The sequence below is a fragment of the Acetivibrio cellulolyticus CD2 genome (assembly GCF_000179595.2).
GTDB lineage: Bacteria > Bacillota > Clostridia > Acetivibrionales > Acetivibrionaceae > Acetivibrio > Acetivibrio cellulolyticus.
On the sequence record NZ_JH556651.1, the window covers coordinates 156,939 to 182,409 of the forward strand.

A 25,471-nucleotide genomic window follows, 5' to 3' on the forward strand; every position below is an offset into this window, starting at 1 on the left:
ATATAGCTAGACGTCATCTTTTGAAGCACTTACTTACTTTTTTTCCTAGAATAAGAAATTGCAACAGAATACCCATATGAAATGTCAATTTTAGTAATACTATTAAAATCAAGGTTTTCCATTTGTAAGAGAGTAAAACCGTTAAAAATCAAATCAATCTGGGGTTTATCTTTCGCTGATTCAAAACAAAACTGAATAGAATCATCTTCAGATACTAATGATTTTAGGCTGCTATTTTTTAACATCTTATTTAAATTGCTTAAAAAATCAGAATACTCTTTTTTAAGTTCAACATTTATGGCTATGTATTCACATAATTCTGAGGCAGACATATTACTTGTCTGAAATTTTTCGATAATAAACTGTTTATAATCAAAAAGTATTTCTTTCTCAAACATTGTCGTTTCCTCATTAAACGGTTATGGCGTATTCTATAATAAACCATTTTATATAATCGTTTTGACATTGTTGAATATAATTCATACTTACCACTGTTATTGGATTACAGCATACTTTGCCCAGAACAACAAAAGAACCTTTCTTCCCAAGTATTTGTTACTTGTGATGTCTACACTTAACCTGAAGTTTTCAGGGAAATAGAGAGTAAAACCGTTTTCGCCAGGAGTAACCCCAATTATATATTTGCCATGTAAATTATTTAAAATCTCAGCATAGTTCTGACCTTGCTCTTTAACACGCTTCCTGTATTTTTTTGAATCAAAAATGTCATTTTCATCAATAAGATTAATTTTTTGAATATCATCTTCGGAAATTTCATTACAATTAATAGACAAATCTACAATTTCTTTATTCATAGTGGCTATGAGATGCTTATTTTCGAATTTCAATATAAATCCTGAACTACCAACTTATTGTAGATTTGATATTTTCATTAATTATATTAGAAATTGTTTCACGAACAAATATACCATATGGAGAATTTATAAATTCTCCATTTAACCATTTCTTGACCTTTAGATTTATTTCTTCAAATTCTTTTTGTCTTTTCAACTCTTTTCCAGTTTTATCCATTTAATCACTTCTTTCAGGAGGATATAAGTCTTTTCAGAACCTAATTAAGTTCAGGATTAAAGGTGTTAATCATCATCTGAATCGTAATCCGCTGCCTTTTTTCTAAGCCAATCACTTATCTCTTCAGGAGATGAATCAATCTTTAATTCGCCATTATATAATGCTTCCCAATACATGTTTGGTCTAAAACTTTTAAAGTTTGACGGGAATGGTAAATTACTATTAATAAAATCAGTAGCCAGCATATCCCATGATTTTTTCAAATACTCATCGTGAGGTTCAGGATACCACCCAGTCTTATTATTATTCTGCCATTCATCCATTTTAAGACCAAGGAATTTCTCCAATTCATCAAATAGAATATCATAATTTTCATATTGAAAACAAAATGAAACTTCACCCTCGTCACTCGTTATAGTGTGTTTATTATGAAATTCGATTCGAACTGATGCATCTCCAGTAATAACAATATCTCTTATTATACCTGGATATTTTTCCAATAATCGTCTATCAACCGAAATAGAACCGCTACCAACGTTTATGTATCTGAAAATCTCTTCTTTCGTCAATACGGTATTTTCTCCTGAGTCCTTGCTAGTAAGGTAGACAGGAGGATTGTCTTCTAAATACTTTACTGCTTTTACGAAATCCCATTCTACTTCTTTAAGTGCCCTATAACAAAACATCATTCCATGACCAGTAATTTTTCTTAATCCTACTACTTTTGAATTTGGGCTGTTATCACTGAAAAATTTATTTAACAATAATTCGGCATAGTTCCACATTTCTTTTTGCTCATTGATAATTTCATCGTCATCTGTTTCTTTAAATAATTTGCAATGCTGACAGAATGCCAGAACATTGTTTTTTAAACAGGTTTGACACATACAGTATTTAAGACATTGAATTATATCATCAAAAGTGAGATAGTCATAAACTGAAAAAAAATTATCTAATGACATATCCCCGAAATACAGAGTAGATACAATATTGGCACAAGTTAATCTGGTTCCATCTATCCTTGGGGAACCACCACAAATATCTTTTGTGCTTACAATTTTTTTTGCCAAAGGGGCTCACCTTACTTTCAACAATACTATGTTTATCGGATAATTCAAATTATCATACTGGTTTATTAATAAAACTGACAACTTCAGGTTCACCTTTTACTACACTATCAATGATATCATAGAAATATACATTTTTGTTTATAAAGTCAACAACTGTAATACACGGATTATGCTCACGATATAATGTGCCGACGTTAATAATTGTTTTACCCTGTATTTGTTTTACCATTCTCCTATGAGAATGGCCGTTAATCATGATGGTGGGGTATGGACCAGTAATAAAGGTTTGTAAATCGGTATTTGATTCGATTGCGTATCCATAATCATCAGGATTTATTTTAGCCATCTCATTGTCCAAAATTCCGTGACAGAGCAGAACTTCACCTGCATAAGTCATGATTCTATATGTTTTCGGTAACCTTTTTAAATAATCAATTGTTTTCTGTGATAACTGGCTTAAAAGGTTAGCAGTGGGGTTGTCCCGCATAATTCCTTCCAAGCACCAAACGTCATGATTTCCTTGAACTGATATGATTCCTTCATCCTGAACAATTGAAATAATCTTATCAACATTTCCATATCCATCGCAGAAATCTCCAAAGCAGTAAATATCCTTGATGCCATGATGTTTAAAAAAGTTAATTGAAGATTCAAATAGAGCATCCTCCGCATGAACATCACCAATAAACCCAGCAATATTAACCTTTTGATTGTACATTGCAGATACCTCACAAGTTGTATTTATTTGGTGCACCTATTTAACCCATTTAATATTATCTAATAGGGATATATTTTTTTCGCAGGACTTTGGGATATTTATTCCTTTCGCAAGCCTATAATCATTGTAATTACATTCCATACACCACTAAATGGTCTTCCTGCTTCCATCTGAAATTCCAATTCTTTAGCATCTTTTGTTATAATACCTAACCTGAATATATCACACTTTGGATTCATGTATTTAATTTGTGTTCTTGTCTCAATAATGTTTTCCAGTTTAACAAATAAAGTATTATTGTTGGGATTGTTCCACCATAACTTATGTGTTGTAAGCAGTAAGCAATAATAACCCTTTCTATATGAAGCAATTAGCGGTTTTTCTTCAGTTGATACCCCTAATAGGGTTAATATTTCAGTCTGAATGTGAGGAGGGAAATTATCAAAAAGCATTGTAAAATTTCCTTTTCCACCACGAGAATCAAAATGCTTATTTATTCTCGATATAAATGATTTATTTATCTGCCACATATTTTACCTTCCAAATATCATTTTTTGATTAAATGTGCTATTCCCCAAACAATATTTCATCAATTGATATCTTCTCCGAGCATACTTGCAAAAATGAGTTGCCGATTAATCTGCAATCATCATATCCCAAGTTACCTGAACTTGCAGCAAGTATTGGATATTCACCGCTCTGGGGGGGATGCCTCATATCAAATAAATAGTGGTTTCCGTTACCATCCATAGCAAATGAAACAGCAAATTCCATGTACTTAGGGATATGATAGGCTATATTTATGTCTCGTATCTCAAAAATATTAAAAAACTGGAAGTACTTATCGCCATTTTCAAATTCCCCACCATTTGAGTATTGAAGAAAACTAATATAACTTTCTGGAAAGTTTCTCTTGGGGAATCTCCAATTACAAGCGTTGCTTTGAAGTCTTTCGTCAATCTCTGCAAGTTCTTTATCCGTTATATCATCATTCCAAGTATTCAAAAATACCTGGAATTCTTGCTGAGTTGTAGCAGGATTTTTACTATATTCTTTTTCAAATGCTTTATCCCAAATCATATTTCCTCCAAAGGTTATTAACCTAAAATCACTGTTTCACCTGGGCGGCTATATATTATAAGTCCATTAATATCCCCAAAATGCCAGCATTCACTATGGCAATTAATATCCTCACGGCAATCTACATTGATTTCAATACCGTTTTCAAATTTCAGATGCAGGCTACCTGATTTATCAGTAGTTGCATCTATTACTATTTTACCAAAGATATCATAAAGTTTTTTCCATGCTTCTCTGGAAGAGATATTCAAATCAGTCTGATAAGAGTATTGAGCCCAAATAAAATCATTATTTATCCTTATGTAGAAGCCGCCTATACCCAAGGTAATTGAGTATTCGTATGTTATAGAAGAAACAGGTTGATTTATGATGGGTAACTCATAGTACCGACCTCTTAATTTAATTGATTGATTCATTCATTGTTACCTCCAGTTAATAGCAGTCAATTAGTCTTTAAAACTCATATATTACCTAATGTTTTACTAAATTATGCTATTCATATTAATATATTATCATGTGAGAGTAAGATAATTCAAATATATATGTATTGTTATATTTATAGGAATAAGGATGTAATTAAACATCTATAAGACAATATAAAACATATATATATCTTGTTGTCTATTATCTGGTGTGCCAGTATATGTAAATTATAAGCGTTTACTATTTTTTACTCCTAAAAAGATTTGAACCTTATTTAAATCTTTCTTTATACTTTGTACTGAAAAACTTAGAACTTATGAGAAACAAGGAGGCACTTTGTATGAGTGAGTTAAAGGAAGAGGTATACAGAATGTTTAATGGTGAAAATGTGACAATATTAATTCAGAAGAGTATAAAGAAATTGGTTGTGAAGGAAATGAGAAAATATATTGAAGCATTAGAGTTAGAATATGAGTTTTTCGGCGGCAGCATTGAAGTGGCCGAAGATATCAGAGTTGCAAGAAATTTGTTTAGCCTAATCTTAACAAATGACAATGAGAATATCAAAATGACTGTACCTCAATTTTTGGTTTTTGAGAGTATGTTATACTGTAGTAGTACATTAATGGAGAGTTTTAGAGAATTGAATTATGAATATAGTGAGTTGTACAAGAGCATTGAGGAAATATTTAAAATGCTTGATAAAAGTCATTCTGAAGAGTATATAATGTGAGAGAAAAGGATTAAGTAGGAGATATAAGAAGGCTCTAATTGACTAGGATATACTTTTAAACTCTGCATTTTTGCAACATGATATGCAGAGTTTTTATCTGTCTAAAAACTTGAATTGCGGCTTTATCTATTACTAAGATTACCTTCAAACTTGGTAATATAAACTAAAATTCAAGGAGGCATATTATAATGGGTAAAACTAAGAAGAAAATTTCTATTAAAGGGCAGTATATAACAGTCCGTTTTAATTCCAGAATCAAATTGTTAATAATGAAAGAAATAGAGACTTTTGTTGAGGTGCTGAAATTTGTGTATGAGGTTACATCTGATAATGATGTCTTTGGAGATGCAGTTACTGCTGAAGATTTATTTTACAGATTACTGGTAACTACCAGTGAAAAGGTTGAAATGCCTCTGCGGGAGTTTTATATTCTACTGGGGACGGTGAAAAACAATTCATTTTGCTTTAGTGACATGAATTTATATAACGAAAAAGATTTGATAGCATTTGAGAAGTTTAAAAAGAGGCTTGAGAATGTATTTAAAATGATTAAATAAGTCTAAGGAGCAATTTGTAAGTGGAGCACAGTAAATATTAGATACAATTTTAGGATGTGTTATACTAATGAAGAATAGGAGTATTAGAAGGGAAAAGGAATAAGTATAATATTTTATGATAAAAAGTGGTGATAGTTTTGAAAGAATATAAGATTACTATTTGTGACGAGGACAAAAAAGCAATTGAGGGTTTTAATATAAATGTTGATACAATAATAGAAACAGTACAGAGGGCAATATGGCGTATAAAAAGCATCACATGTGAAGGCGTAGATTTCATAGAGCGATTTGATGAGAAAGGAAAACCGTATACTCTCCATGGAAACATCAAGCACTATAGGAAGCAAGGTTATATATTAGAATTCCAAGGAATTGGCGAAATAAAGGCTTTTTATGACCGACATAAAGATGATATACAGTACTTTGGCGAGCAAGAGATAGGTGATATAAGTGGTACGGAATAAGTTGAAAGTTTAAAGTATACTTCTAAGGGCTATGAAAATAGTCCTTTTTCTATTTTTTTATTAAATTTATTAAAAAAGTTGTAGTTAATGTAGCGGATTTGTAAACATTTATTTCAAGGTGTGTTTTTGGTAAATATGGCCTGATAAAATATACCTAAAGGTATCTATTAGGGAGGTTTTATAAATGCAATTCCTGCTTTTTGCACCAAATTGAAGCAAAGAATATCAAATAGTTCAGAATGTTGCAATGTGGTTCAATTTGTAAACATCTTGGGGAAGTACCAGTATTAAAGTAGTAAGTGGTATTTCCAAATTAACTTAGTAAATAACCAAATTTTGCTGTATAATTAATGAAGAGAGGTCAAGGTCTAGAATATAAATAATTGGGGTTGTTTCTGTAAAAGGACTATTGGGAGTTTTTTAAATAAGAAAAAACATAAGTATGAGAACTTGGATTTAAGAGCAACTCTTCATCAACGAGATTTTACATGCGAAACATGGAGGAAATATGATAATAGAATCTGAAGATAAGAAATCATATATAAGTATAGATTTTGTTGAAGATGAATTGGAGCGTATTCCAAGTATTTGTGTATCAGTCTCTGTTAAGAATAATGATTTTTGCGGTCGAAATGATATGGTGTGGGTTGAATTAAATGTGTTAAAGGGCTTTATATGCGAACTTGAAAGACTTGATATGAATAGAAAAGGAATTGCTACTTTAGGAAGTATGAGTCCAGAAGATTTGATTTTGACAATAGAAGCATATGATTTGGCAGGACATCTTATGCTTAAATATAAACTCTCAAAAACTATGTATTGTCCAGACCTATTATATTCATCAATAAAAGGTGGATTTGAACTAGATACATCAAGTTTTAGTAACTTGGTAAAGGAATTTAACGTATTTTTACAAAAGTATTTATAAATTATAAATAGGATGAGGTCTAAACATGTAGAAAAGAGTAGGTGAGGCAGAGGTGAATATTAATAAGTATCATTTAGGTGGATATTATATTGTTAAACCCACGCAGAGGGCAGAATATATGAATAGTCAAATAATGCCTGAGACTATTCTATCAGTAAGTAACTGCATATGTGATGTTTATCCTGATATATCTTCTGTTTGGAGCACTTCAGAAAAAGAAAAAGATAAATATAGGCAGAACTTAAACATTCCAAGCAGTACTTTTAATAATCTAATAGAATGGATAGATGATAAGAATAACTCTGAGAATTTTGGCTTTCCTCATGTTTTTAATAATTTAGAATCGGCAAGAGATTTCTATTTTAATTTTCTTTATAACGTACAAGGATTGAACCTTGTGGGAATAGGTTTGCCAGAGGAATACAATAATGAATTTGTAGAGGACACAGGAATAACAAAAGAAACATATTACGGTGTAGAGAAAAAGATATTCAATAGATGCCAAATGGAGAGTAATGGTTCAGTTTTAGGTTTTGAAATCTTAGGTTATGATATGGGAACATTTCATTCTTACATATGCAATAGACTTGAAGATGATTATGATAAGGAATATGGTTTCAGGTTAAATAGAAGTGGGTTTATATCGACGATAGATGAAGCGAAAAAATTGGCTGAATACACAAATCGGGACGATGTAGGTGCTGAACCAGTCCTTTGGCTTCCATGGGTTATTGTTAAGTATAGTTTTTAAACAGATTAAAAGTGCGAAATTGTTATCGGTCTTAGATTCAGGAGGAATAAGTAAGAAATGAATACTCTTAGTACTGAAATAAAAAAGGAATTGAATTTGTTCTGGAAGTGGGCAGATATAAGTGAAAGTGAGTACTCTGAACATTCCTATTTAAACAAAAATGAAGAATGGGAATATCCCAACTGGGATATGTTAATAAGTCTATTGTTTACGGCTATTAATACTTTAGCATCTGGAGAACGTTCAGAGGTGCTGGTTAACTATCTACTTACAGTTATGGCATTGGATAATGAGGATGAAACAATACTTGATGAGTGTGAATCTAAGTTATCTGACAAAGATTTAGAATTCTTGTTTGAAAAAGGCATAAAGCACATGCAATCAGAAGCACGATGGCAGATTGCAGAATTGATAGGGAGAAAAAATAACATTAGTTTTAAAAAATATTTACTGAACCTGTTAGATGATTCTAATAAGTATGTTCAAAGAAGAGCATTGATTTCATTAGATAGAATAGATACAGAAAAGGCACAGGAAATTGCTTTTAAGAGATTACAGGATGAGGATGACTATATAAGGTTAGTATCACTTAGAATTTTAAAGCAGCATAATTCACAAAAGTTAAAGGAAGCGGTATTAATACTGACCAATGATAAATTTAAATATATTCAAGATGAACTTAGTGAGATATCCATTTAGGATTTAGGAGGTAAAAGTATGGAAGATTACATGTTAAAACAAATTATGGAAGATAAAGTAGATTATCATACGCCAGGTTTTTATTTTAAAAGTCATGGTAGAGGAGCAACAATTTATTTTGTTGAAAACACTTCTATTGTGCCAATTTATGCAGAGATGCCAGGGGTTGACTGTCTTGATATTCTTGTATTTGGTGAAACAAAGCACATTGATAAAAGGTACTATATCAAAGAACAAAAAGTTGAAGTTATACAACATGAAGATAGATTAAGAATTCAAGGGTTATTAGTTAAGTGGTTGACTGAAAAAGGATGGCGGTATGATATCAATGGTTATTAGTTAAGGGGTTTCAAAATGGGCAAATCCAGACTTAGAAAATTGGGATGATTTATCTCCTGCATTAGAAGGGGCTGTTATTGAAAGTGTTGAACTGCTTGATAATAAATTAGGCATTGTCTTTAATAAAGATAACACAACACATAAGATGGAGATTTTAAGAAATGACGATAGATTACCGCCACATGGAAGCGGTGAAAATAGAAAAGATGCTTTTGAAAAAGGTGTCATTGGAGATTATATTGTGTTTCAAATTGAAGGAGCGGTATTACATGTGTAAATAAGATTGAAACTGTAATAACGTGCTTTTACTTTAAATGAAATGTGAGGAATTAAAGATGTCTACAAAAGTTAAAGCAAACTTTGTTTTTGCTGGAGTTGAAGATGATATAATTTTGATAGGATTTGCAGATGATGAGTTTGATACAAAAGAGCATATACTACTTCAGAAATCGTTAGTGTATGATGAACAAGATAGAGAGTTAGGACATTATAAGGTGCATATTACATATATTGATGAAATTTACTCTGCCTACGGAGGAATTCAGAAGGTAATTTTAAAAAGTAATTCAGTTGAGATTCAGGTGGATGCTGATACAGCAAAGGAATTAAAGACTGAAGAGCGGATTGAAGTATTTCTTTCTAATGATTGCGACATTGATAATTTAAAATATCACTTCAATTTGATGTTTAAAGATGAGTGTAATATATTTTTGAGCGAGATATAGATAGTGAGTGAAATGGATGTGATTAAATGGAAGAATTCGGTAGTAAGGAGAGGAAAGATAGAATTCAACAGTTGATAGAGATTAACAGATTAAAAAAAGTTAAACCTTATAGTTTACTTTTTGAAGAATGCTTGGAAGTATTAAAGCAAGATGTTGTTATCCTATCTGATTCTGAGTCCAGTGAAATATATAGACGTCTTCAATCAGATTTCCCTTTTGAATCATGGGGAAGAATTGCATGGAGCAAGGTAAAGAATAAAGTTCAATTTAATGAAATATCCGATATTTTATCTTTCTTCAAGTCCAAAATCGGGATAACTGATTCAAAAGTTTATATATTGTGGGGATATGGTGATGACCCTGTTATTCAAACAAATTTGAAAGATGCTATCAACTCAATTAGCCATATAAATGCTGTTGGAGGAGACCAGTGGGTGTATTCTCCTGAAAATAAATATGTAATTGAATTCTATCATGAAGGAGAAATAGTAGCAGCAATATTAGAATAGGTAGATTGGGTGTTATTATTAACGATGTACAGAGTATGGAAAGATATTGTGTATGGAGGTTGAGTGTGGATAATAGACATTTGAAAATGCTAAAGGACCTATTATATAGTGAAAATGAGGAGTACATAGTTAGCCAGATAAGAGGAATGGAAAATTCACTATTTTTACATATTATTGCAGCCAATTATAACTGGGACAATGGTTTTAAAGTTCCTTACCAAATAATTAATAATAGTAATTGTGATTTAGGTACAGCATTGATGCTATTTTATAATGCTGACGGATTTAGGTTTTTACAATCTTATTCTGATTTTACTTCATCATCTCAAGATAATTGGAAAGAGTTCTTGGTATATTTATATAGAAAAATAGAAAATAATGAATATGCATTACAGAAGATAGGATATACTCCTGAGATTGGTAAATTGCAAATTTATAAAATAAGAAAAACTAACCCCTATATTCCTGGAACCATATTGGAAGGTTCACCAGGGAACAAAGTTGAAATTCCATTGTTTTGAGTTTATCCAGTAGAAAATAAATGCAAACCCTTAATAAATAGGGATGTTTGGAAAGAAGCAATGAATTATAAAGAAAATATTTAACTGTGTGGAACGCTTACCCAACAATAATAAAAAGGTGAATAAATAATGCACGATAAAAATAGCAAGAAGTTATTCTTTAAAGCCAACATTTGCTGGCGGTGCAACGGAGATAGGCAGTTTACAACAACCTGTAATTGCTCAACAATAGTTTATCATGATGAAAAATACCAACCAATCAAATTTGGTGACGAGAAAAATACGGATTATAAAGACTTAGAGAGATGCTGTGATTGTAATGTGGTAAAAGGTGGGTTTCATCATAGTGGATGCGAAGTAGAAGAATGTCCAAAATGTAATAATCCGATTTTAATATGTAGATGTCCAGGGAATTAATTTTAGTCAACTAAGAAAATATTTGAAAGGTCTTTTACAATCAGATAAGATGTTTGGTGTAATTGTTATTTCTGTTAATTATTGTTGTTGTATTGCAAATCTAACATTAGAAAGGAGGTCTATGGATTAAATTGAACAGTATTAAAGTTGCAGTAGAAAAAAGGCCTGATACACGAAGTTACTATGATAATGGACAGTTTAACGAATTAGAGAATAAATTTATGTATTTTGCAGATATCATTATTGATGGGAAATCGCTGTTTCAGGAATTTAAAGAATATGATTATATATCAACACTGGGATGGGGTTCTGAAGAATTTCAAAATGAGGTGATAATGAGGTTGTTACTTTCTGCACCACCTGTTATCGATAGCAAACGATATGAGATTTATGTTTGTCCACTATGTGCTGATTTAGGTTGTGGTTCTATCACTGTAGATATAACAAAAGATAATGACACAGTAATATGGAAAGATTTTGGACTTGAGTATAGTTATAAGGATGAAATTAAAAGTATTGATATAGGTCCATTTATTTTTGAATGGAATGAATATAAGAATGTCATAATGAGTTCTTTTGGGTTAGCAGGGTTTGAGTACCCTTGGGATTAAATAGAACACAAGAAGAATTCTTTAAAATTCATCCCCTGCTAGAGTTGGAAAGCAGGTGAATGATGTCATCTGATGGCAACGGGCATAAGAAGGAGATTATTATTTAGGCTCTGTATGATGATTTGAAACTATTTTCAAAAGAAGGACTTGTCAAAATAAGTATTTATTCTGAACTAATTTAATTGAGGTTGCAGTTATGGTACTGATTTATGAATTTGGATTATTCCAGGTGGAACTCTACAATGATGAAATTTATTCAAGGGATTCCGCTGACAATAAATATAAATATGATTTTTATTATTTTAATAGTTTGGATGAAGATTCTCTTTCTTCAAAGTGTGCTGTCAGAGTACTCAAGGATGAGAAAGTTTACAGGAGTGCAATCTTGATAGCAGGTGGCGGTGGTAAAACTTCTGTACATCAAAATGCTGCTCTTATCGATGGGCAAAATCTCATTGATATCCTTGGAGATAGCATATTTAGTTTAAATCTGCCAGACCTTGGACTTAACTGGTGCTTAAAATGTGAGGATTCAGTCTGTTTGGGCTTATATCAAATACCTAATGGGTATTTGATACATGGTGAGCAGTCTATAACCAAGGTAAATCAAAAAGGAAAAATTGATTGGCAGCTTTATGGAAGAGATATTTTTGTGACACCAGAAGGATTAGATAACTTTGTTATTAAAGGCGACAGAATTGAAGTAAAGGATTGGGATTATAACATTTATTACATAGACTTTTCAGGTAAGGAAATAAAGTAATTATTGAGGCGGTGTTTTATGCTTGTAAAAAGTGCTAACTACCCTGCAAATATTATTTGTGATTTGAAAGAATATCTTTGTGACTATCAAGTAGTAAGCATATCAATAGGTCCTGATAATGGATATTATATCTTGGCAGTTAACAATATTCCTCCAAGAATAAATGGCAGGTTTCCGCAGATTCAAACATCTACAATACATAATTATAAAGTAATAATTGTTCAATGGGAAAATGTATACACAGTTAATATAGATAATCAAAAATGGAACTATCATTTAGTACAGCCTATAGGCAATGACAGGGTGATACTTGCATGTGCAAGAGCAAGATATTATGGGCGGAATAAGTATGACTTAAATGGTAAGATATTTGATTTGAACGGTACTTTTATTAAAGAATTCCTGCTAGGTGATGGCATAGAGGACTTGAAGGTAACTGAAAATGATGTAATATGGACCAGTTACTTTGACGAAGGAGTAATTGGAAATTATGGATGGGATGACCCTATTGGCTCATGTGGGCTGCGAGCCTGGAATCAGGATGGTGAGACAGTATACACTTACAATAATTCAGATAGTAACTTCATTTGTGATTGTTATGCTCTCAATGTAGTAAGTGATAATGAAGTTTGGTTCTATTATTATACTGATTTTCTTCTGGGCAAAATCAAAGGTGAAAAAATCCATTACTATAACCCTAAATTATCTGGTGCAGATGGGTTTTCAATTTATGATAGATATGTTCTATTTAGAGGTGGATATGATAATCGGGATGAATACCGCTTGTTAGAGTTTGTGAAAGGCGATAATTTGAAAGAAACGAGAATCATTACTTTTACAGATGAGAATGATAAAGTAATTATAGCAGATAAATTTGACTGTAGAGGTTCACGGCTTATTCTCATGGTAGACAGCAAATTGTATAGCATAGATTTAATAGATATTATTTGGAAAGATTAGTATTACTACATCAGGGAGGACGATAGCATGGTGAAAGATATAAGCGAAATACATTTATGGGATGAATTCTTGAAAACACTAAAATGCTATTCAGAATTATTCAAAGACCTCAATAGTGGTTGTACAGACGACGATATAAAAAGATTAGAAAAAAATATAGGAGTGAAACTTCCTGATACCTTAACTTCAATATATTTGAAGAATAATGGTCAAAAAGGCATAAGCGAAGGGATTTTTAAGGCGGTTTCGGGATATAACAAATACTCTCGACTTAAATTTCTAAATGTAGATTCAGTAGCAAATACATGGTATCAACTTTCTCAAAATAAGGCAATAGACGTTTTTAAGGAAACATACATACCCTTTGCTGTAGATAACGAAAGAAATATGGATGATGTATTTTGCGTTGATGCAATAACTGGAGAAGTGCTTTTATTATGGGTGTTAGTCTATGACCCGTTGAACCCAGTTGAATGGCAAACAAGTATATTCAAAAGAGGAAAAAGTTTAGGTGTATTTTTACAACAGCAAATTGAGATGTATTGATAAATACATCCTGCTTTAAAGGAGTCAAGTTTATGAGTAGATTCAAAGATTTAATAAGCATTCTTGGGGAAAAAGGCTTAATTTCGAGTTTTGAAAAAATAAGCACAGAAGATATTGAAAGAGAAATAAAAGAGAATCCTGGTGTACCCATAGATTATATTGATTTCCTACAAGAAATCGGCTTTGGAGACATAGGTAATGATGCGTATTTTATGTTCTATAGCGGGTTGATTCCTGCTAAAGATATATATGGTGAAGAGAATATTGATGAATTGCGTAATATCCTACTTTTGGGGGATGATTTTAGTGGGTACTGTGTAGGGTTTATGACAAGTGAAGATTGGGCTTTGGTAGAAGTAGATGAGGGTAGAAATATTGAAAAGTTAAATTTATCATTTGAAAAGTTTGCAAGAGAAAAGATATTTGATTATATTTCAAATGTGATGGATTAAATATATTAAAGAGAGGTCATTATGAATTTAGAACTTAAGTTGGAGATTAGCGGTATGGGTATAATAATTTATTCAGATTATGCTGTTTCACATATTGCTGAAGGTCAAGATTATTTTAGTACAAACTATTACACAGGTGAGCAAGTTTTAAAACACATATATGATGGTTCTATAGTCGGTTTTTGCACTTCATCTCCAGGTACATTTATTTTGAAAATTAGAAGTGGTTATCCGAGTGAAACTGAATTAGAATGTTCTGATTATCGTATGAGGTTAGGAATCTGTGTTAAGGGTAATAATGTTCGTTTTAATGACCTCTTTGCTTTAATGGACTGGAATGCCGACAATACGGATATTGCTACAGTAGAATTAGAAGATGGGTACTATCATATTACTCTTGTTGGGAGTGCACCAAAATCAGGGGTATTAGGAGATAATCAAGAGATATACGTTTATTTTAACAAACTGGATACAATGCCAAAATTAAAATACAATGGAGTGCCTATATTCTGTGATTAATCTTATTACAACAAAAGAATATTTGTTAACATTATGAAATAAGAATTTTGGAGAAAAGATTTATGAACCAAAGAATAAACTTATATCTTGATGATTTGCGTGATTGTCCTGAGGGATTTGTAATAGCGAGGACAGTGGAAGCGGCAATATATTATCTTGAAAATTATCAAATAAAAATACTCTCCCTTGACCATGATTTGGGGGTTGATGAACAAGGTAATCTGCTTCCTACAGGGTATGATTTAGTCAAATATATTTGTGAAAAGGGTTTAAGAGCAGAGAAGATATATATTCATACCGATAATTCAGTAGGTAGAGAAAATATGTATAATACTTTGCTCGGTGCTCAAAGAAGAGGTTTTATCGATAATAATATAGAAATTTACTCTTACCCTGTAGTGCCAAATAAATACTCCAAAGAATAAGTAATTATTTGTTAAGGGTGGGCGACAGGAATAGCCTTAAAATCAATAATTGGAGAGGTTAAAATGGAAAAATACTTTCACTTTGATAGAAATAAATCATTAGAGGAAATTGAAGGTCAAGACTGGGGGGAGCCCAATTTTAATTCCCATTTAGTTATCACGTGTCATGAGTTAAGAAAAAAGCCAATATCAAGTTTTACTGTAGAAGATTTAAGAATTATGATAGGACAAAATATAGGTTTGGATTATCTGATACCTTTAGCATTGGAGACACTGGAGGATAATATTTTTGCAGAAGGTGATTTCTATTGCGGGGACCTCCTAAATGCTGTTTTAAGTGCCGATAAAGAGTTTTGGAAAAGCAATCCTACGTATAAGAATGAATTAATAGATATACTTGAGAAAAATATTAAAGATTTAGTAAGTAAACTAGATTTATTCTGCCAAGGGTTTTAATAATAAATGGTGGAAGGAGATTATCAATGCTTAGACTAGACGATTTTATTAAGAATAGTGAAGAGAGTGATGACAGATACACGTGTTATAATCTAAATAAATGTATTCAGATTTTTAATTATTCTATTGAAGCGGAAGATTTACAAGAAGTCAAAATTTATATCTCAACCAATATTCAGATAGAATCTATATTCAATGAGATGGTAAGTTATTTGACGTGGTTTTCTAAGTGTGAAACTGAATTAAGGACATATTATGAGATTGAACTTCATGAAAAAGTAAATGATACTTGGTTTGATGAAATTGAAGTATATAGAGTAGATTTTACATTTAACAGTAAGGATGATTATGGAGCAACAATTTCTTGTGGAGACACAATACTTGTAGGTCATATTTTAGAAATAGATTTTGAAAGGGAACAAGTTACTGATATAAGGTTAAATGGATAATTAATTTTGGGGGACTAGTAATTGAACAAGAGACTAAGTAAAAAACTTCATAAGAAGTACATAGAAGACGTTGTATATGAAATAAGTTTATCTTCCCTCTGGAGAAAAAGATTATTTGAAGGTATCGGAAGAGAATATACGATTAGTGTTTCTAATTTTAGTGAAATACCTAAGTATATTAAATACCCTATTGGTCGGTACAAATTGAGTTATAAGGTTTTTATGACAAATGAAATGCTGGATGATAATATTTATTACGATGGCGGTGTGTTTTTTAAATTTGAAGCAGTTAAATTTAAAGAAATAGCCGACTTTTCATTTAATAATACAGGAGTAATGTAATTGTAGTAATACTCAAATGCAGAAGTATCAAGAAGTTGAGGGATTAAAGAATTGTATGCTGTATGACTATAGAAATGACTTGTTGAGATAAATTGTTCAAAGAAAGGGTTCGGTATTTGTAATATGGAAAGTGAAATAAAGTTTACATACACATTTACTAACGAATATACGATTCATACATTAGTAGCGATGTCGCCATATAGTTCAATTGCATTAGCACAGTCTGAATAATCAAGAGAATATTATCTAATACTTCTGGATAACGGAAAATGTTATTACAACAATATATCTCAGAAGTTAACTGGACTTAAAAAGTATATGCTTTCGCTAAAAAACCTACAGGTTGGAATAGCAGTCTTTAAATTTGGAACAGGATTTGGATTGATAGTAAGAGAATTTATATATATTTGGAGTGGCTTTCACGAAGAATGTGTAGAATACATAATTGCTAATGATTTTGAAAGAGATAGAGCATATAGATATATTAATGCTATAAGAGCATCAGATTTAGAAAACCAGAACTCAATAATTTTTTCTTTGTGTGATTATTTTTATAAGGGCATTGGAAGGTATTATTGTATCCTTGAAATTAAGGATGGTGCGGCTAAATGGAACAGAGTTGGTGATTACTCTTTATACAAAGAATTACCTTTCAATCAGTATCCCCAAATTGACTCACCAATAAAAAAAGGGTGGCTGGTTATTCAAGACTTGTTGATAAAGAATGGAAGCATATACTTTTTTACAGTTGGTGAGGAAAAAAATCATTATAAATACGGTATGGATATGGCTATTCTTTCAAAGAACGATTTAGACGGAAATATTATCACAATTAGGGAGATAGAAAAGGGTTACGGCTCTTTTAGTAGTTCGAAAGATTATTTAATCGTTCGACCTTTAAATAATAAATCTAAACTCATTTTATATAAATTAGATGATAACAGTGAAAATGCTTTAACGTTGAATACTAAAAGGAACTTAGGTAATTTAAATAAAGATTTTTTAAAGTTTGATTTTTACTATGATGGACTCTGGATATATAATACTGATGGGGTTAGTTGTTGTAAGTTGATGTTTTAAATAATGGCAGGATGTAATTCCTAGAGGTGATGAAATGGATGTTTATGATATTTCAAATATCGTTGATATTAATAAAGATGGGTTGTTTTACTTGGATGAAGATGGAGATAAACAACATATAGATTTTTATATGTGCAGAAGCAACTGGGTAAAGCATGTTAACGAATCAAAAAAGTATATCACTTGGGATGGAGAACCAGTGAGAGAAATTTCTGAGGGTGACTCTAATTGTGTTGGACAGCGTGACTGGTTTTCTGAAAAACCGTATTATGAATTCTTTACAAATCCCATAATCAGATTTGAAATTGCACCGAAACGAAGGTTTTGGGAAGTTTTTAATAGACATTGGGTACAGAGGTATTATCCAAGTTTTTATAGTATTCAGAAGAGAATAAATGATGCTGGTTGGTCTACTTTTGACTTGGGATAAAAGTTTTATAAGGAGTGCAGAATCATATGGTGATGTGTCCTTTTTGCGATGGACAAGGTGTAATTAATAAAGCAAAAGTTATCAAAAATGATATGTTAATATTTATCTGTGATGAATGTGATACAGTATGGCTTACAAATGATATTCGAGAGGATAATTGCGTTAATTATCATAAGTTTATTAACGAACAAGGTCTTAAAGGTTTGTGGTCGGAATTATACGACATTAAAAGAATATAGAGTGAATTTAAAGAATAAGGTTCTTTGACTAAAAACTCAAATAAGGGCCTAATCCCGAATCACATTCTGATTAAGCCCCATATCATTGTTACTTTTTTGCGAGAGGCAGTTTTTCAACTTCGCTTCGTAGATGCTCAGTATTGACATGAGCATATATTTGAGTGCTGTTGAGGTCGGAATGACCAAGCAATTTTTGTATTGAGAGTATAGAGGCTCCGTTCAAGGCCAGATGGCTTGCATATGTATGTCTAAGGGTATGTATGGTATAGCCTTTTTTATCTAAACCAGACTTCCGCATATACAATCTAAAAGTTTGTTCTAAAGGAGTAGCAGAAAGTCGATTTCCTTTTGCTGATATAAATAGTGCATGATTTGTTAGCGGTAGCCTTGTTTGAAGGTATTTCCACAAGTCTGAAATCAAGGGTTCAGTCATTGGAATAACTCGCTGCTTTTTACCCTTGCCGTTTCTAACAGTTATAATTTTTTCTCCGAAGTCAATATCATCCCAATTCAAATCCAGTAATTCCTGACGACGCATTCCTGTCATAAGAAAGCATTCAAAGATACAAAGATTGCGGAGAACACTATCGGGGGAGTATTTTTGCGGCATTGTAAGAAGAAGTTGAATCTCCTCAATTGATAAATACTTTGGTATCGTTTCGGGCGATTTGGGAGCATGTATTGCAAACATGGGATTTTTCATAATATACTCCTGCTCCATTAGGAACTTGTAATAGGAACTAAGACAGTGGACCCTTCTGCGGATGGTCTCTACTGCATAATTTTTATCAGTTTTCAAATGAGCCAGATATCGCCGAATAATTGGAGTAGTAACAGTATTCAACTTTGGTTGTATACCATTGACCCTTAAAAAATTTAAAAATTGCTTAAAGTCACTTGTGTAATTGTCAACTGTGTAGTGCGAAACATCCTTCTCAGCCTTTAAATAGTCGATGAATTCGTCAAAATAATAGTCCAGATTCATACATGTATCCTCCTGCATATAAAATGGTTATTATGGAAGGATGTGTTACGGATAACAGTCTATAACCTGGTTATAAAACTGTTATTTTCAAGCCCTAAACTCCAAGGTTCATGAAATCCATTAACTACGCCGAAAAGTACATGTACGGGGTCTCTGCAAGAGACCCCGGCTTACAGACTTACTCAATACAATTATCAGGAACACCTGCTTTTAAGGCGGGTGTTTTTGTGTGCGCTTTTATTTTATCAGTGGGATTATAAAACAAAATGAGGGTGATGTGATTTAATGGGGATATTGGATTTGATTAAACCATTTGGTCGAATTACATATAAACCTATGCAAAACGGGGTTGAAATATCTTTAATATGAATATTGCTACTTGTTTATTTGTAAAAATTCTTATTAGTGAAAATAATATGAAAGGTTATGAAATAATTGAGCTTTTAAAAAGTAAATCAGCGAATTCTTTGATAGATATTATATCGCAACTGAAATCAGAAAAATCCATATAATATGGTAGTCATTTAGGCTGATATTGAGGCAGGTGCCTGTTGTTTTAGTGTCAAACGACTCCATGCGTGACCTTCGCAAAAAATCAGTAGGCCTTGTCTTGATAATTTTTCGCCGCGTCTATGGGACATCCTGTCCCGAGACGCTAAAAATGCCGTCCGTGGCATTTTTGCTGAAAAATTATCAAGCCTTCGGCCACTGATTTTAATGCTTATGTTAAGACTTAAATTATGTAAAGAAATGTGGCCTCAGTCCAGCAAAACCAATGAACTGAGCCTTCATTTCTTTACATAATAATTATCTTTTGTTAAAATTCTTAAGCCATGTTTTTAAATCATTATTGTTGTCCCATTGTGCATCTTCTGGTGGAACGATTTCTTTGCTCGCTGCCTCTATAGCTTTACGTTTTAACTTTGCATCTGTGCGGGCGTAGATTTCAGTCGTAACTACACTAGAATGACCAAGAAGGTCTCTGATATACATTAAATCAACACCTGATGTAACTAGTTCCATGGCCATAGTATGGCGCATTTTATGTGCACTCAGATCATTTGGTATAAGCTCAGAATTAATCCTTTTGGCTTTAATTCCGTATTTCTTCAGGACATAATTGATTCCCTGTCTGGTAAAAGGGGTTTTCATATGATTCTTAAAAAGTGTTTCCTCATACCTAGCTTCATTAGCATAGCCCATTGTTTCCAGATATCTTTTTATGTGTGGCACAGCTGTTCTCATTAGCGGTACATACCGACCCTTGTTGCCTTTTCCATGAATTCTAATTGTATAAGGCTCTGTCAGCGAGATATCTTTTACTCTAACATTGATAAGCTCTGTGACTCTTATGCCAGTTGTATATAAAATAAGCAGAATCACATAATCCCACAAACCATTCGTTCGGGTTACATCAATCTGTTCAACAAGCAAATTAACACCATCGGTCTTCATATATGAGATTTCCTTTCGCTGTGTCTTTTTTAAAGGAATACCAAGTATTCTCTGATATTCATCAAGATAATCAGGAAACTCGTATTTTAGATAATGCACAAATCCTTTTAATGCAGCCAGTCTCTGATTACGTGTAGAAGGACTGTTTTCTCGACTTGCTCCAAGCCAGTTTAAATAACCAGTTACTGTTTCTCTTGTAAAATCCGATAAAACAATCCTTTCAGCAGATATCTTTTTTACTGATTCCATGTATTCTAGATACAATATAAAAGCATATCTGTATGAATCAATTGACTGTGGAGAATTTCCCCTTTCATTTGGCATATATTGAGTAAAATATTTATTCAGATATACCGCAAAATCAGTTGTTTTCATCTGCTGTACCTCCAAATATTCTGTCAACCATTCCGTGAAATTTTTCCTCGATGTAAGGAAACAACTGCACGGTAAGCCTGACGTATTTTTCTGTTGCATAAATAGTCTTATGCCCCAGATATGTTGAGAGTATTGGAAGAGCAACATACATATCAAATCCTGAATTAATCATCTGCTTAAATGCATAGACTGCCATATGATGTCTCCAGTCGTGAATCCGTGGACCCTTTCCATCACCAAGATAAGGAATCCCAGCTTTAAAAAGGAACTCTCTATGATTATCGTATATCGTCTTTTCATCGAGACGACCACCATTGGCGTTGGTAAATATATAGTCATCATCATTAAGCATGTAAAAACATTTTTCAGCATAACAGTTAAGCAGTTCCTTAAGATCATCACCAACTATAACATAGCGTTGACGGTTGTTTTTTGTTTCGTTCAGTTGTAGAATCCCTTTATCAAGGTCCACATCTTTCCTTCGTATTCCAAGAGTTTCATTTATTCTTGTACCACAGCAATACAGAATTCGAAAAAGCACTGGATATTGTATTGCATCTTTACGATTCCTACAGCTACTATAGTTGTCAACTGCCATAAAATATCTGTCACTTTCTTCATTTGTATAGATATGAGGTTGAAAATCAGTTCCTTTAAATTTAACATCCCTAGTTATATACACATCATATCCTTTGATACTCAGGTATATAAGAAAGTGCTTGATACCATTAATACGGCTATAATGAGTTGTATGTGATTCGCATTCCTTCTTTTCCAACCATTTAGACGCATGGCATACTGTAAAAACTGGTTCTGTCAGGTTATACTCAATACAAAATTTATCAAAACCTATCAGCATTCTTCTGAAATTTTCACCATTATATCCCGCTGTAGTTTTGTCCTTGATGTACTGTATTATATCATCTGCGAATACAGAGCTGAACTTATATCTTGCCATGGTTGCCCTCCTTATTGTAAAATGGAGAGTGCATTGCTGGCATAGGAAGCACGCACTGTTTCAATCTGCCATAATCTACTGATATATATGTACTCGTGGTTTCTGTGCGTTGATGACCCATAACAGTACTTATGATTGGCATAGAAATATTTTTCTTTAAAAGATTTGTCGCCAGGCTATGGCGCATGGCATGAGGTCCGTGCTTCTTATTCTGCCAGTTTTTGATTCCAGCGCGCTTCATATATTTTGTTACGACAGAATGTATTGTTGGAGATGAGAGTGGTTTTCCTTTATTAGCATTTTCAGCAGAAACTATTATCTGCGGAGCATCGGATAATGGTCTTCCATACTTCAGATAATCAATAATAGCATTTCCAATTGATGCGAGCAGTGGAAATTCAACAGGAAAATCCGTCTTGTGCTGATTAATGCGGATGACGTTTCTATCCCAATCAATGTCATCAAAGCAAAGATTGGTAATATCTTTTGCTCTCAAGCCGTATTCTGTAGCAAGAAGGAGTATTAGGTAGTCCCTTTTTCCTATGGAGGATGCCCTTTCAACAGAAATCAGAACTTCTTTAATTTCATCCTCTTCATATGTAGTAGGCAATTTGCAGTCCTTTCTGTAATTATCAGGCAAAATATATATAGATGTATCTTTTTGCGAATATTTATTATCATAAGCATACCGTAGAAAGAGACTTAAATTTCTTGCTGCATTGTGTCTAGATGCAAGAGTATAGTTCATTGAAATGAAAAAAGCTTCTGTTTCTTCAATGCACAGATCGTTAAGAGTGATATTTTTACTATTGAGAAACTTGCAAAAGTCATAAAGATACAATCTCTTATTTTCAAGGGTCTTCTCTGCAAGCAAAAGTTCATTCCGACAAAACTCAAGATATTCCTGTGACACTTTCCCAACAAGACCATCAAATATGTATTCGATACTTGGACATCGAAATTCAAAATTCCTATTTTTCTGGTATGAAATGAGCATTCTTACAGACCTAAGTTTTTCTCTAAAAGATGCTGGAGATCTGACGGGCATAAGATGCGTGCCAAACTCCTCATCACAATATCGATTACCTGTAGCCTCATCAAAATCATTTAGATGATTCGATCTCATCCATTTCCTTAAAGAATCCCAATTTTGTTTGATTCGTTCATAATACTTGGTAGTATACTCTCGATGGCTAAGTTCTTCATCACAAAGAGCTACTAATTCTTCAAAATCCATTGCCATATATCAATTCCTCCTAAAAGTGATTTAAATATATGGTCACACGAATGTTAGATTATGTAAAGAAATGAAGGCTCAGTTCATTGGTTTTGCTGGACTAAGGCCACATTTCTTTACATAATTTAAGTCTTAACATAAGCTTTTGCAGCACCATCCCTAACAGAAGCATGTATTTCTATGATGCCAAGGGAACCAAGAATAAGGCTCAATTGCTTGTTCACATAGGTAAAACCATTGTCACAATAAATTTTTTTGCAAAGACCGTAACGAGCTATAGCTTCTTTTAAAACCTGTTGAAAGTTGTATGCATTGTCGTTGTAAAAAAAGCGCGCACCAACAATTAGTCTTGCATGATCATCAACAATATGAAAAAGATACGTCTTACGTTTTACTCCGTTTTCAGTTATGTAGATACTATGGCAAGTATCAGCCTGATACATGTCACAAGGAAATTCTTCTTCAAAAGCCTTACGGTCTTTCATATTAGGATTTCTTGCAGATTTTAGGTCGTTTTTCTTAATGAATCTTTGTACAGCTGAAACAGATACTTCTGATTGTTTGATAAAACCGTCCTCAATAAGCTTGGTGTATATTAATGTTGCATTAATGCGAGGAAACTGTTGTTTAATGCGGAATAGTTCTTCTATTGCAGTATCAGGTAGAGCACGGGATGCCCCTAAATCAGAACGGACCTTTGGCATCAAACCATCCATTCCATATCTTTTGTAACGAGCCTCCCATTTTTCAAATGTATTGTAGTTGTAAAGTAGCTCTTTCCCATTTGGCATTTTAAATGGTTTCTCAGCAATCTTTTTGTAATAAGCTGTTTTTGTAGGCTCAGTAAACAACCCCTGTAGTACAGGAGCTATAGCACCAAAACGAATATGCGCAATTTCCACGGCTTCACTATATTTTTTGTCATTAAAAGTGTCATTCATGACACAAATCACCTCCTGCTCACATCATAACAGGGGGTAAAGCATAAAGAAATTTCGATTTTATGTGAAAGATAAAATACAAAAATGAACTGATTTTATGGCGGATTATATTTAGCTTTTTTGATGTGAGTATTTTGCAGGAATGAAACACCTGCAATTAGAAAAAATTCTTCAAGTTTATATAAAAGGTTTTCTGAATTCAGAAACTGTATTGATGATGTGCAAGCATCTTCAAGAAGACCAATCCAGATTTTCTTTTGATTTAGGAACAAGCTTTTCCATGAGTAGAGAGTGGAAACAGAAATATTATATTTGGCACAGATATCTGTTACTGTGATTGATCTGTTGAAATAATCTCTCATAACTGCAAGGATAAACAAAAAGCTGTATGAGCAGTATGGAATGATAGATTCCGGTAGTATTGCATGGGTATGTCCACAAGATGAACACTGGTATCTTGTAACAGTAATTTGATAATATACAACACACCCGTTTTCAAAAGAAACAAGATAACGGTTGTATTGAGAATGCTTCTTCCAGTCAGGATGCTTTGTTTTACAACAAGGACACTTGAATTCTGATATTATGAATCCTGACATGGATTTAAGAAAAAATCCTTAGCAGAAATATTAATAAATTTTATCTTGCACAACAGGTTAAAAACTCTTATCATAATAGTATGTTTGTTGTTTTTGTGTTAATTTTTATTAGCATGAACAAAAAAGAGAAAGAGACTGTGGTGAGTAGCTTTCTCTTTTTTTGTTATAATAAAAATATAAAAAATATGATTACAAAGGTCAAGAGGTAACTGATAAAAAAATGCCCTGGACTGCGTCAAAGTAAAATCAGATGCTTAGGTAAAAACCAGAATTTAATTTGCAGTAATTTCTTGAAATTAGAGGAAACTAAATTGTCGTTCTACAATAAGAAACAACAAGGATTTTGCAGGAACAACACCTGAGTCGGGCATAATAATTAATCTTAAATTTGGAAAAGGAATTTTGATTTTGAATTCAGGCAGTGATTTTGAGATTCAGAGAGATGATGTAAGACCTAAAAATGTATCTTATTGGGCTAAACAACAGGATATAAGGGATTATCTTAGAAGACTGGCAGCAGGTATAGATAAATAAATCTAAGAAATTTGAGGGGTAGATTGTTTAGTTTGAAAGTAAGCGTACAATACAACCCATCTGTTAATCAATTTGTTAGCATGAGATAATACACCAAAAACCAGGAGGCGTCTTATGTTATATAAAGAATGGGAAAAGTTAATTAGAGA

Annotated in this window: 40 protein-coding genes; 26 read left to right on the plus strand and 14 right to left on the minus strand. The window is 32.5% G+C overall.

What is annotated here, in order from left to right; genetic code table 11:
- Positions 1-29 precede the first annotated feature (29 nt).
- From ACECE_RS0200735 to ACECE_RS0200770, 8 genes are all read right to left on the minus strand, one after another.
- Positions 30-398 carry a hypothetical protein gene (locus ACECE_RS0200735; protein WP_010243268.1) on the minus strand — a complete coding sequence of 123 codons (369 nt, stop codon included), beginning with the start codon at positions 396-398 and terminating at the stop codon, positions 30-32.
- Between the two features lie 96 nt (positions 399-494).
- A complete protein-coding gene (locus tag ACECE_RS0200740) occupies positions 495-815 on the minus strand; it encodes a hypothetical protein (RefSeq protein ID WP_010243269.1) in 321 nt (106 codons plus the stop codon).
- A gap of 46 nt (positions 816-861) precedes the next feature.
- Positions 862-1,032 carry a hypothetical protein gene (locus tag ACECE_RS30830; RefSeq protein WP_162862444.1) on the minus strand — a complete coding sequence of 57 codons (171 nt, stop codon included), beginning with the start codon at positions 1,030-1,032 and terminating at the stop codon, positions 862-864.
- Between the two features lie 65 nt (positions 1,033-1,097).
- A complete protein-coding gene (locus ACECE_RS29920) occupies positions 1,098-2,102 on the minus strand; it encodes a DUF433 domain-containing protein (protein ID WP_010243270.1) in 1,005 nt (334 codons plus the stop codon).
- Between the two features lie 52 nt (positions 2,103-2,154).
- On the minus strand, positions 2,155-2,820 hold the full coding sequence (locus ACECE_RS0200755) for a metallophosphoesterase family protein (RefSeq protein WP_010243271.1): 666 nt from the start codon (positions 2,818-2,820) through the stop codon (positions 2,155-2,157).
- A 98-nt stretch (positions 2,821-2,918) separates the two neighbouring features.
- The gene (locus ACECE_RS0200760) at positions 2,919-3,350 is read right to left on the minus strand and encodes a hypothetical protein (RefSeq protein WP_010243272.1); all 432 of its coding nucleotides are present in this window, start codon (positions 3,348-3,350) and stop codon (positions 2,919-2,921) included.
- Positions 3,351-3,387: 37 nt separating this feature from the next.
- Complete coding sequence (locus ACECE_RS0200765) at positions 3,388-3,900, minus strand: SMI1/KNR4 family protein (protein WP_010243273.1); 513 nt, start codon at positions 3,898-3,900, stop codon at positions 3,388-3,390.
- Positions 3,901-3,917: 17 nt separating this feature from the next.
- Positions 3,918-4,316 carry a DUF6188 family protein gene (locus tag ACECE_RS0200770; protein WP_010243274.1) on the minus strand — a complete coding sequence of 133 codons (399 nt, stop codon included), beginning with the start codon at positions 4,314-4,316 and terminating at the stop codon, positions 3,918-3,920.
- 347 nt (positions 4,317-4,663) lie between these two features.
- On the opposite strand from ACECE_RS0200770, the gene ACECE_RS0200775 reads away from it, so the two are divergent.
- From ACECE_RS0200775 to ACECE_RS0200890, 25 genes are all read left to right on the plus strand, one after another.
- Complete coding sequence (locus ACECE_RS0200775) at positions 4,664-5,056, plus strand: hypothetical protein (protein ID WP_010243276.1); 393 nt, start codon at positions 4,664-4,666, stop codon at positions 5,054-5,056.
- A gap of 188 nt (positions 5,057-5,244) precedes the next feature.
- The gene (locus ACECE_RS0200780; protein WP_010243278.1) at positions 5,245-5,613 is read left to right on the plus strand and encodes a hypothetical protein; all 369 of its coding nucleotides are present in this window, start codon (positions 5,245-5,247) and stop codon (positions 5,611-5,613) included.
- A 137-nt stretch (positions 5,614-5,750) separates the two neighbouring features.
- Positions 5,751-6,077 carry a hypothetical protein gene (locus tag ACECE_RS0200785; RefSeq protein ID WP_010243280.1) on the plus strand — a complete coding sequence of 109 codons (327 nt, stop codon included), beginning with the start codon at positions 5,751-5,753 and terminating at the stop codon, positions 6,075-6,077.
- Between the two features lie 508 nt (positions 6,078-6,585).
- Complete coding sequence (locus tag ACECE_RS0200790; RefSeq protein WP_010243282.1) at positions 6,586-7,005, plus strand: hypothetical protein; 420 nt, start codon at positions 6,586-6,588, stop codon at positions 7,003-7,005.
- 118 nt (positions 7,006-7,123) lie between these two features.
- Positions 7,124-7,756 carry a hypothetical protein gene (locus tag ACECE_RS0200795; protein WP_010243284.1) on the plus strand — a complete coding sequence of 211 codons (633 nt, stop codon included), beginning with the start codon at positions 7,124-7,126 and terminating at the stop codon, positions 7,754-7,756.
- A 57-nt stretch (positions 7,757-7,813) separates the two neighbouring features.
- Complete coding sequence (locus ACECE_RS0200800) at positions 7,814-8,455, plus strand: HEAT repeat domain-containing protein (protein WP_010243286.1); 642 nt, start codon at positions 7,814-7,816, stop codon at positions 8,453-8,455.
- Positions 8,456-8,473: 18 nt separating this feature from the next.
- A complete protein-coding gene (locus ACECE_RS0200805; RefSeq protein WP_010243287.1) occupies positions 8,474-8,794 on the plus strand; it encodes a hypothetical protein in 321 nt (106 codons plus the stop codon).
- Between the two features lie 145 nt (positions 8,795-8,939).
- A complete protein-coding gene (locus ACECE_RS32030) occupies positions 8,940-9,071 on the plus strand; it encodes a hypothetical protein (RefSeq protein ID WP_268870994.1) in 132 nt (43 codons plus the stop codon).
- 58 nt (positions 9,072-9,129) lie between these two features.
- Positions 9,130-9,519: an Imm10 family immunity protein gene (locus tag ACECE_RS0200815; protein ID WP_010243288.1), complete on the plus strand. Its 390-nt coding sequence runs from the start codon at positions 9,130-9,132 to the stop codon at positions 9,517-9,519.
- Between the two features lie 26 nt (positions 9,520-9,545).
- Positions 9,546-10,028 (plus strand): CDI toxin immunity protein, encoded by a 483-nt coding sequence (locus ACECE_RS0200820; protein ID WP_010243289.1) that lies wholly within the window; start codon positions 9,546-9,548, stop codon positions 10,026-10,028.
- 35 nt (positions 10,029-10,063) lie between these two features.
- Entirely contained in the window at positions 10,064-10,549 is a 486-nt protein-coding gene (locus tag ACECE_RS0200825; RefSeq protein WP_162862445.1) for a DUF4274 domain-containing protein, read from the plus strand.
- 129 nt (positions 10,550-10,678) lie between these two features.
- Positions 10,679-10,966, plus strand: coding sequence for a hypothetical protein (locus ACECE_RS30835; protein WP_162862446.1), 288 nt, complete (start codon positions 10,679-10,681; stop codon positions 10,964-10,966).
- A 131-nt stretch (positions 10,967-11,097) separates the two neighbouring features.
- Positions 11,098-11,577, plus strand: coding sequence for a hypothetical protein (locus tag ACECE_RS0200830; RefSeq protein ID WP_010243291.1), 480 nt, complete (start codon positions 11,098-11,100; stop codon positions 11,575-11,577).
- 196 nt (positions 11,578-11,773) lie between these two features.
- Positions 11,774-12,340 (plus strand): hypothetical protein, encoded by a 567-nt coding sequence (locus ACECE_RS26180; RefSeq protein ID WP_010243292.1) that lies wholly within the window; start codon positions 11,774-11,776, stop codon positions 12,338-12,340.
- 18 nt (positions 12,341-12,358) lie between these two features.
- On the plus strand, positions 12,359-13,300 hold the full coding sequence (locus ACECE_RS0200840; RefSeq protein WP_010243293.1) for a hypothetical protein: 942 nt from the start codon (positions 12,359-12,361) through the stop codon (positions 13,298-13,300).
- A 27-nt stretch (positions 13,301-13,327) separates the two neighbouring features.
- Positions 13,328-13,846 carry an SMI1/KNR4 family protein gene (locus ACECE_RS0200845; protein ID WP_010243294.1) on the plus strand — a complete coding sequence of 173 codons (519 nt, stop codon included), beginning with the start codon at positions 13,328-13,330 and terminating at the stop codon, positions 13,844-13,846.
- A gap of 32 nt (positions 13,847-13,878) precedes the next feature.
- Entirely contained in the window at positions 13,879-14,298 is a 420-nt protein-coding gene (locus ACECE_RS26185) for a hypothetical protein (protein WP_010243295.1), read from the plus strand.
- A gap of 21 nt (positions 14,299-14,319) precedes the next feature.
- Positions 14,320-14,817 (plus strand): hypothetical protein, encoded by a 498-nt coding sequence (locus ACECE_RS0200855; RefSeq protein ID WP_010243297.1) that lies wholly within the window; start codon positions 14,320-14,322, stop codon positions 14,815-14,817.
- A 62-nt stretch (positions 14,818-14,879) separates the two neighbouring features.
- Positions 14,880-15,242, plus strand: coding sequence for a cyclic-phosphate processing receiver domain-containing protein (locus ACECE_RS0200860; protein ID WP_010243298.1), 363 nt, complete (start codon positions 14,880-14,882; stop codon positions 15,240-15,242).
- A 63-nt stretch (positions 15,243-15,305) separates the two neighbouring features.
- Positions 15,306-15,698 carry a contact-dependent growth inhibition system immunity protein gene (locus ACECE_RS0200865; RefSeq protein ID WP_010243299.1) on the plus strand — a complete coding sequence of 131 codons (393 nt, stop codon included), beginning with the start codon at positions 15,306-15,308 and terminating at the stop codon, positions 15,696-15,698.
- A gap of 26 nt (positions 15,699-15,724) precedes the next feature.
- Positions 15,725-16,147, plus strand: a complete 423-nt coding sequence (locus ACECE_RS0200870) for a hypothetical protein (RefSeq protein ID WP_010243300.1) — start codon at positions 15,725-15,727, stop codon at positions 16,145-16,147.
- Positions 16,148-16,168: 21 nt separating this feature from the next.
- Positions 16,169-16,489 (plus strand): hypothetical protein, encoded by a 321-nt coding sequence (locus ACECE_RS0200875; protein ID WP_010243301.1) that lies wholly within the window; start codon positions 16,169-16,171, stop codon positions 16,487-16,489.
- A gap of 318 nt (positions 16,490-16,807) precedes the next feature.
- Entirely contained in the window at positions 16,808-17,569 is a 762-nt protein-coding gene (locus ACECE_RS0200880) for a hypothetical protein (RefSeq protein ID WP_010243302.1), read from the plus strand.
- 34 nt (positions 17,570-17,603) lie between these two features.
- On the plus strand, positions 17,604-17,999 hold the full coding sequence (locus tag ACECE_RS0200885) for a hypothetical protein (RefSeq protein WP_010243303.1): 396 nt from the start codon (positions 17,604-17,606) through the stop codon (positions 17,997-17,999).
- A gap of 26 nt (positions 18,000-18,025) precedes the next feature.
- Positions 18,026-18,238: a hypothetical protein gene (locus ACECE_RS0200890; RefSeq protein ID WP_010243305.1), complete on the plus strand. Its 213-nt coding sequence runs from the start codon at positions 18,026-18,028 to the stop codon at positions 18,236-18,238.
- An 88-nt stretch (positions 18,239-18,326) separates the two neighbouring features.
- On the opposite strand, the gene ACECE_RS0200895 is transcribed toward ACECE_RS0200890, so the two are convergent.
- The 6 genes from ACECE_RS0200895 to ACECE_RS0200925 form a co-directional block, all read right to left on the minus strand.
- Complete coding sequence (locus tag ACECE_RS0200895; protein WP_010243307.1) at positions 18,327-19,223, minus strand: tyrosine-type recombinase/integrase; 897 nt, start codon at positions 19,221-19,223, stop codon at positions 18,327-18,329.
- 807 nt (positions 19,224-20,030) lie between these two features.
- A complete protein-coding gene (locus ACECE_RS0200905; protein ID WP_010243309.1) occupies positions 20,031-21,053 on the minus strand; it encodes a tyrosine-type recombinase/integrase in 1,023 nt (340 codons plus the stop codon).
- The gene (locus ACECE_RS0200910; RefSeq protein ID WP_010243311.1) at positions 21,040-22,011 is read right to left on the minus strand and encodes a tyrosine-type recombinase/integrase; all 972 of its coding nucleotides are present in this window, start codon (positions 22,009-22,011) and stop codon (positions 21,040-21,042) included. The genes ACECE_RS0200905 and ACECE_RS0200910 overlap by 14 nt, the downstream gene beginning before the upstream one ends.
- Entirely contained in the window at positions 21,998-23,254 is a 1,257-nt protein-coding gene (locus ACECE_RS0200915) for a site-specific integrase (protein WP_010243312.1), read from the minus strand. The genes ACECE_RS0200910 and ACECE_RS0200915 overlap by 14 nt, the downstream gene beginning before the upstream one ends.
- A 119-nt stretch (positions 23,255-23,373) precedes the next feature.
- Entirely contained in the window at positions 23,374-24,189 is an 816-nt protein-coding gene (locus ACECE_RS0200920) for a DDE-type integrase/transposase/recombinase (RefSeq protein ID WP_010243314.1), read from the minus strand.
- Positions 24,190-24,284: 95 nt separating this feature from the next.
- Positions 24,285-24,788, minus strand: a complete 504-nt coding sequence (locus ACECE_RS0200925; RefSeq protein ID WP_010243316.1) for a DUF6431 domain-containing protein — start codon at positions 24,786-24,788, stop codon at positions 24,285-24,287.
- Positions 24,789-25,196: 408 nt separating this feature from the next.
- Between ACECE_RS0200925 and ACECE_RS32035 the strand changes: the two genes are divergently transcribed.
- On the plus strand, positions 25,197-25,322 hold the full coding sequence (locus ACECE_RS32035; RefSeq protein WP_010243318.1) for a hypothetical protein: 126 nt from the start codon (positions 25,197-25,199) through the stop codon (positions 25,320-25,322).
- The last annotated feature ends 149 nt before the right edge of the window (positions 25,323-25,471 follow it).

Bases quoted from the DNA above. Each gene is read 5' to 3' on its own strand.
- ACECE_RS0200740 (WP_010243269.1), bottom strand. From the start codon at position 815: ATGAATAAAGAAATTGTAGATTTGTCTATTAATTGTAATGAAATTTCC.
- ACECE_RS0200825 (WP_162862445.1), top strand. From the start codon at position 10,064: ATGGAAAGATATTGTGTATGGAGGTTGAGTGTGGATAATAGACATTTG.
- ACECE_RS0200775 (WP_010243276.1), top strand. From the start codon at position 4,664: ATGAGTGAGTTAAAGGAAGAGGTATACAGAATGTTTAATGGTGAAAAT.
- ACECE_RS0200780 (WP_010243278.1), top strand. From the start codon at position 5,245: ATGGGTAAAACTAAGAAGAAAATTTCTATTAAAGGGCAGTATATAACA.
- ACECE_RS0200820 (WP_010243289.1), top strand. From the start codon at position 9,546: ATGGAAGAATTCGGTAGTAAGGAGAGGAAAGATAGAATTCAACAGTTG.
- ACECE_RS0200880 (WP_010243302.1), top strand. From the start codon at position 16,808: ATGCTTTCGCTAAAAAACCTACAGGTTGGAATAGCAGTCTTTAAATTT.
- ACECE_RS0200865 (WP_010243299.1), top strand. From the start codon at position 15,306: ATGGAAAAATACTTTCACTTTGATAGAAATAAATCATTAGAGGAAATT.
- ACECE_RS0200905 (WP_010243309.1), bottom strand. From the start codon at position 21,053: ATGAAAACAACTGATTTTGCGGTATATCTGAATAAATATTTTACTCAA.
- ACECE_RS0200840 (WP_010243293.1), top strand. From the start codon at position 12,359: ATGCTTGTAAAAAGTGCTAACTACCCTGCAAATATTATTTGTGATTTG.
- ACECE_RS26180 (WP_010243292.1), top strand. From the start codon at position 11,774: ATGGTACTGATTTATGAATTTGGATTATTCCAGGTGGAACTCTACAAT.
- ACECE_RS0200815 (WP_010243288.1), top strand. From the start codon at position 9,130: ATGTCTACAAAAGTTAAAGCAAACTTTGTTTTTGCTGGAGTTGAAGAT.
- ACECE_RS0200855 (WP_010243297.1), top strand. From the start codon at position 14,320: ATGAATTTAGAACTTAAGTTGGAGATTAGCGGTATGGGTATAATAATT.
- ACECE_RS0200845 (WP_010243294.1), top strand. From the start codon at position 13,328: ATGGTGAAAGATATAAGCGAAATACATTTATGGGATGAATTCTTGAAA.
- ACECE_RS30830 (WP_162862444.1), bottom strand. From the start codon at position 1,032: ATGGATAAAACTGGAAAAGAGTTGAAAAGACAAAAAGAATTTGAAGAA.
- ACECE_RS26185 (WP_010243295.1), top strand. From the start codon at position 13,879: ATGAGTAGATTCAAAGATTTAATAAGCATTCTTGGGGAAAAAGGCTTA.
- ACECE_RS0200805 (WP_010243287.1), top strand. From the start codon at position 8,474: ATGGAAGATTACATGTTAAAACAAATTATGGAAGATAAAGTAGATTAT.
- ACECE_RS30835 (WP_162862446.1), top strand. From the start codon at position 10,679: ATGCACGATAAAAATAGCAAGAAGTTATTCTTTAAAGCCAACATTTGC.
- ACECE_RS0200735 (WP_010243268.1), bottom strand. From the start codon at position 398: ATGTTTGAGAAAGAAATACTTTTTGATTATAAACAGTTTATTATCGAA.
- ACECE_RS0200755 (WP_010243271.1), bottom strand. From the start codon at position 2,820: ATGTACAATCAAAAGGTTAATATTGCTGGGTTTATTGGTGATGTTCAT.
- ACECE_RS0200765 (WP_010243273.1), bottom strand. From the start codon at position 3,900: ATGATTTGGGATAAAGCATTTGAAAAAGAATATAGTAAAAATCCTGCT.
- ACECE_RS0200800 (WP_010243286.1), top strand. From the start codon at position 7,814: ATGAATACTCTTAGTACTGAAATAAAAAAGGAATTGAATTTGTTCTGG.
- ACECE_RS0200760 (WP_010243272.1), bottom strand. From the start codon at position 3,350: ATGTGGCAGATAAATAAATCATTTATATCGAGAATAAATAAGCATTTT.
- ACECE_RS0200895 (WP_010243307.1), bottom strand. From the start codon at position 19,223: ATGAATCTGGACTATTATTTTGACGAATTCATCGACTATTTAAAGGCT.
- ACECE_RS0200890 (WP_010243305.1), top strand. From the start codon at position 18,026: ATGGTGATGTGTCCTTTTTGCGATGGACAAGGTGTAATTAATAAAGCA.
- ACECE_RS0200925 (WP_010243316.1), bottom strand. From the start codon at position 24,788: ATGTCAGGATTCATAATATCAGAATTCAAGTGTCCTTGTTGTAAAACA.
- ACECE_RS32030 (WP_268870994.1), top strand. From the start codon at position 8,940: ATGGAGATTTTAAGAAATGACGATAGATTACCGCCACATGGAAGCGGT.
- ACECE_RS0200770 (WP_010243274.1), bottom strand. From the start codon at position 4,316: ATGAATCAATCAATTAAATTAAGAGGTCGGTACTATGAGTTACCCATC.
- ACECE_RS0200790 (WP_010243282.1), top strand. From the start codon at position 6,586: ATGATAATAGAATCTGAAGATAAGAAATCATATATAAGTATAGATTTT.
- ACECE_RS0200795 (WP_010243284.1), top strand. From the start codon at position 7,124: ATGAATAGTCAAATAATGCCTGAGACTATTCTATCAGTAAGTAACTGC.
- ACECE_RS0200920 (WP_010243314.1), bottom strand. From the start codon at position 24,189: ATGAATGACACTTTTAATGACAAAAAATATAGTGAAGCCGTGGAAATT.
- ACECE_RS0200885 (WP_010243303.1), top strand. From the start codon at position 17,604: ATGGATGTTTATGATATTTCAAATATCGTTGATATTAATAAAGATGGG.
- ACECE_RS0200860 (WP_010243298.1), top strand. From the start codon at position 14,880: ATGAACCAAAGAATAAACTTATATCTTGATGATTTGCGTGATTGTCCT.
- ACECE_RS0200870 (WP_010243300.1), top strand. From the start codon at position 15,725: ATGCTTAGACTAGACGATTTTATTAAGAATAGTGAAGAGAGTGATGAC.
- ACECE_RS0200910 (WP_010243311.1), bottom strand. From the start codon at position 22,011: ATGGCAAGATATAAGTTCAGCTCTGTATTCGCAGATGATATAATACAG.
- ACECE_RS0200915 (WP_010243312.1), bottom strand. From the start codon at position 23,254: ATGGCAATGGATTTTGAAGAATTAGTAGCTCTTTGTGATGAAGAACTT.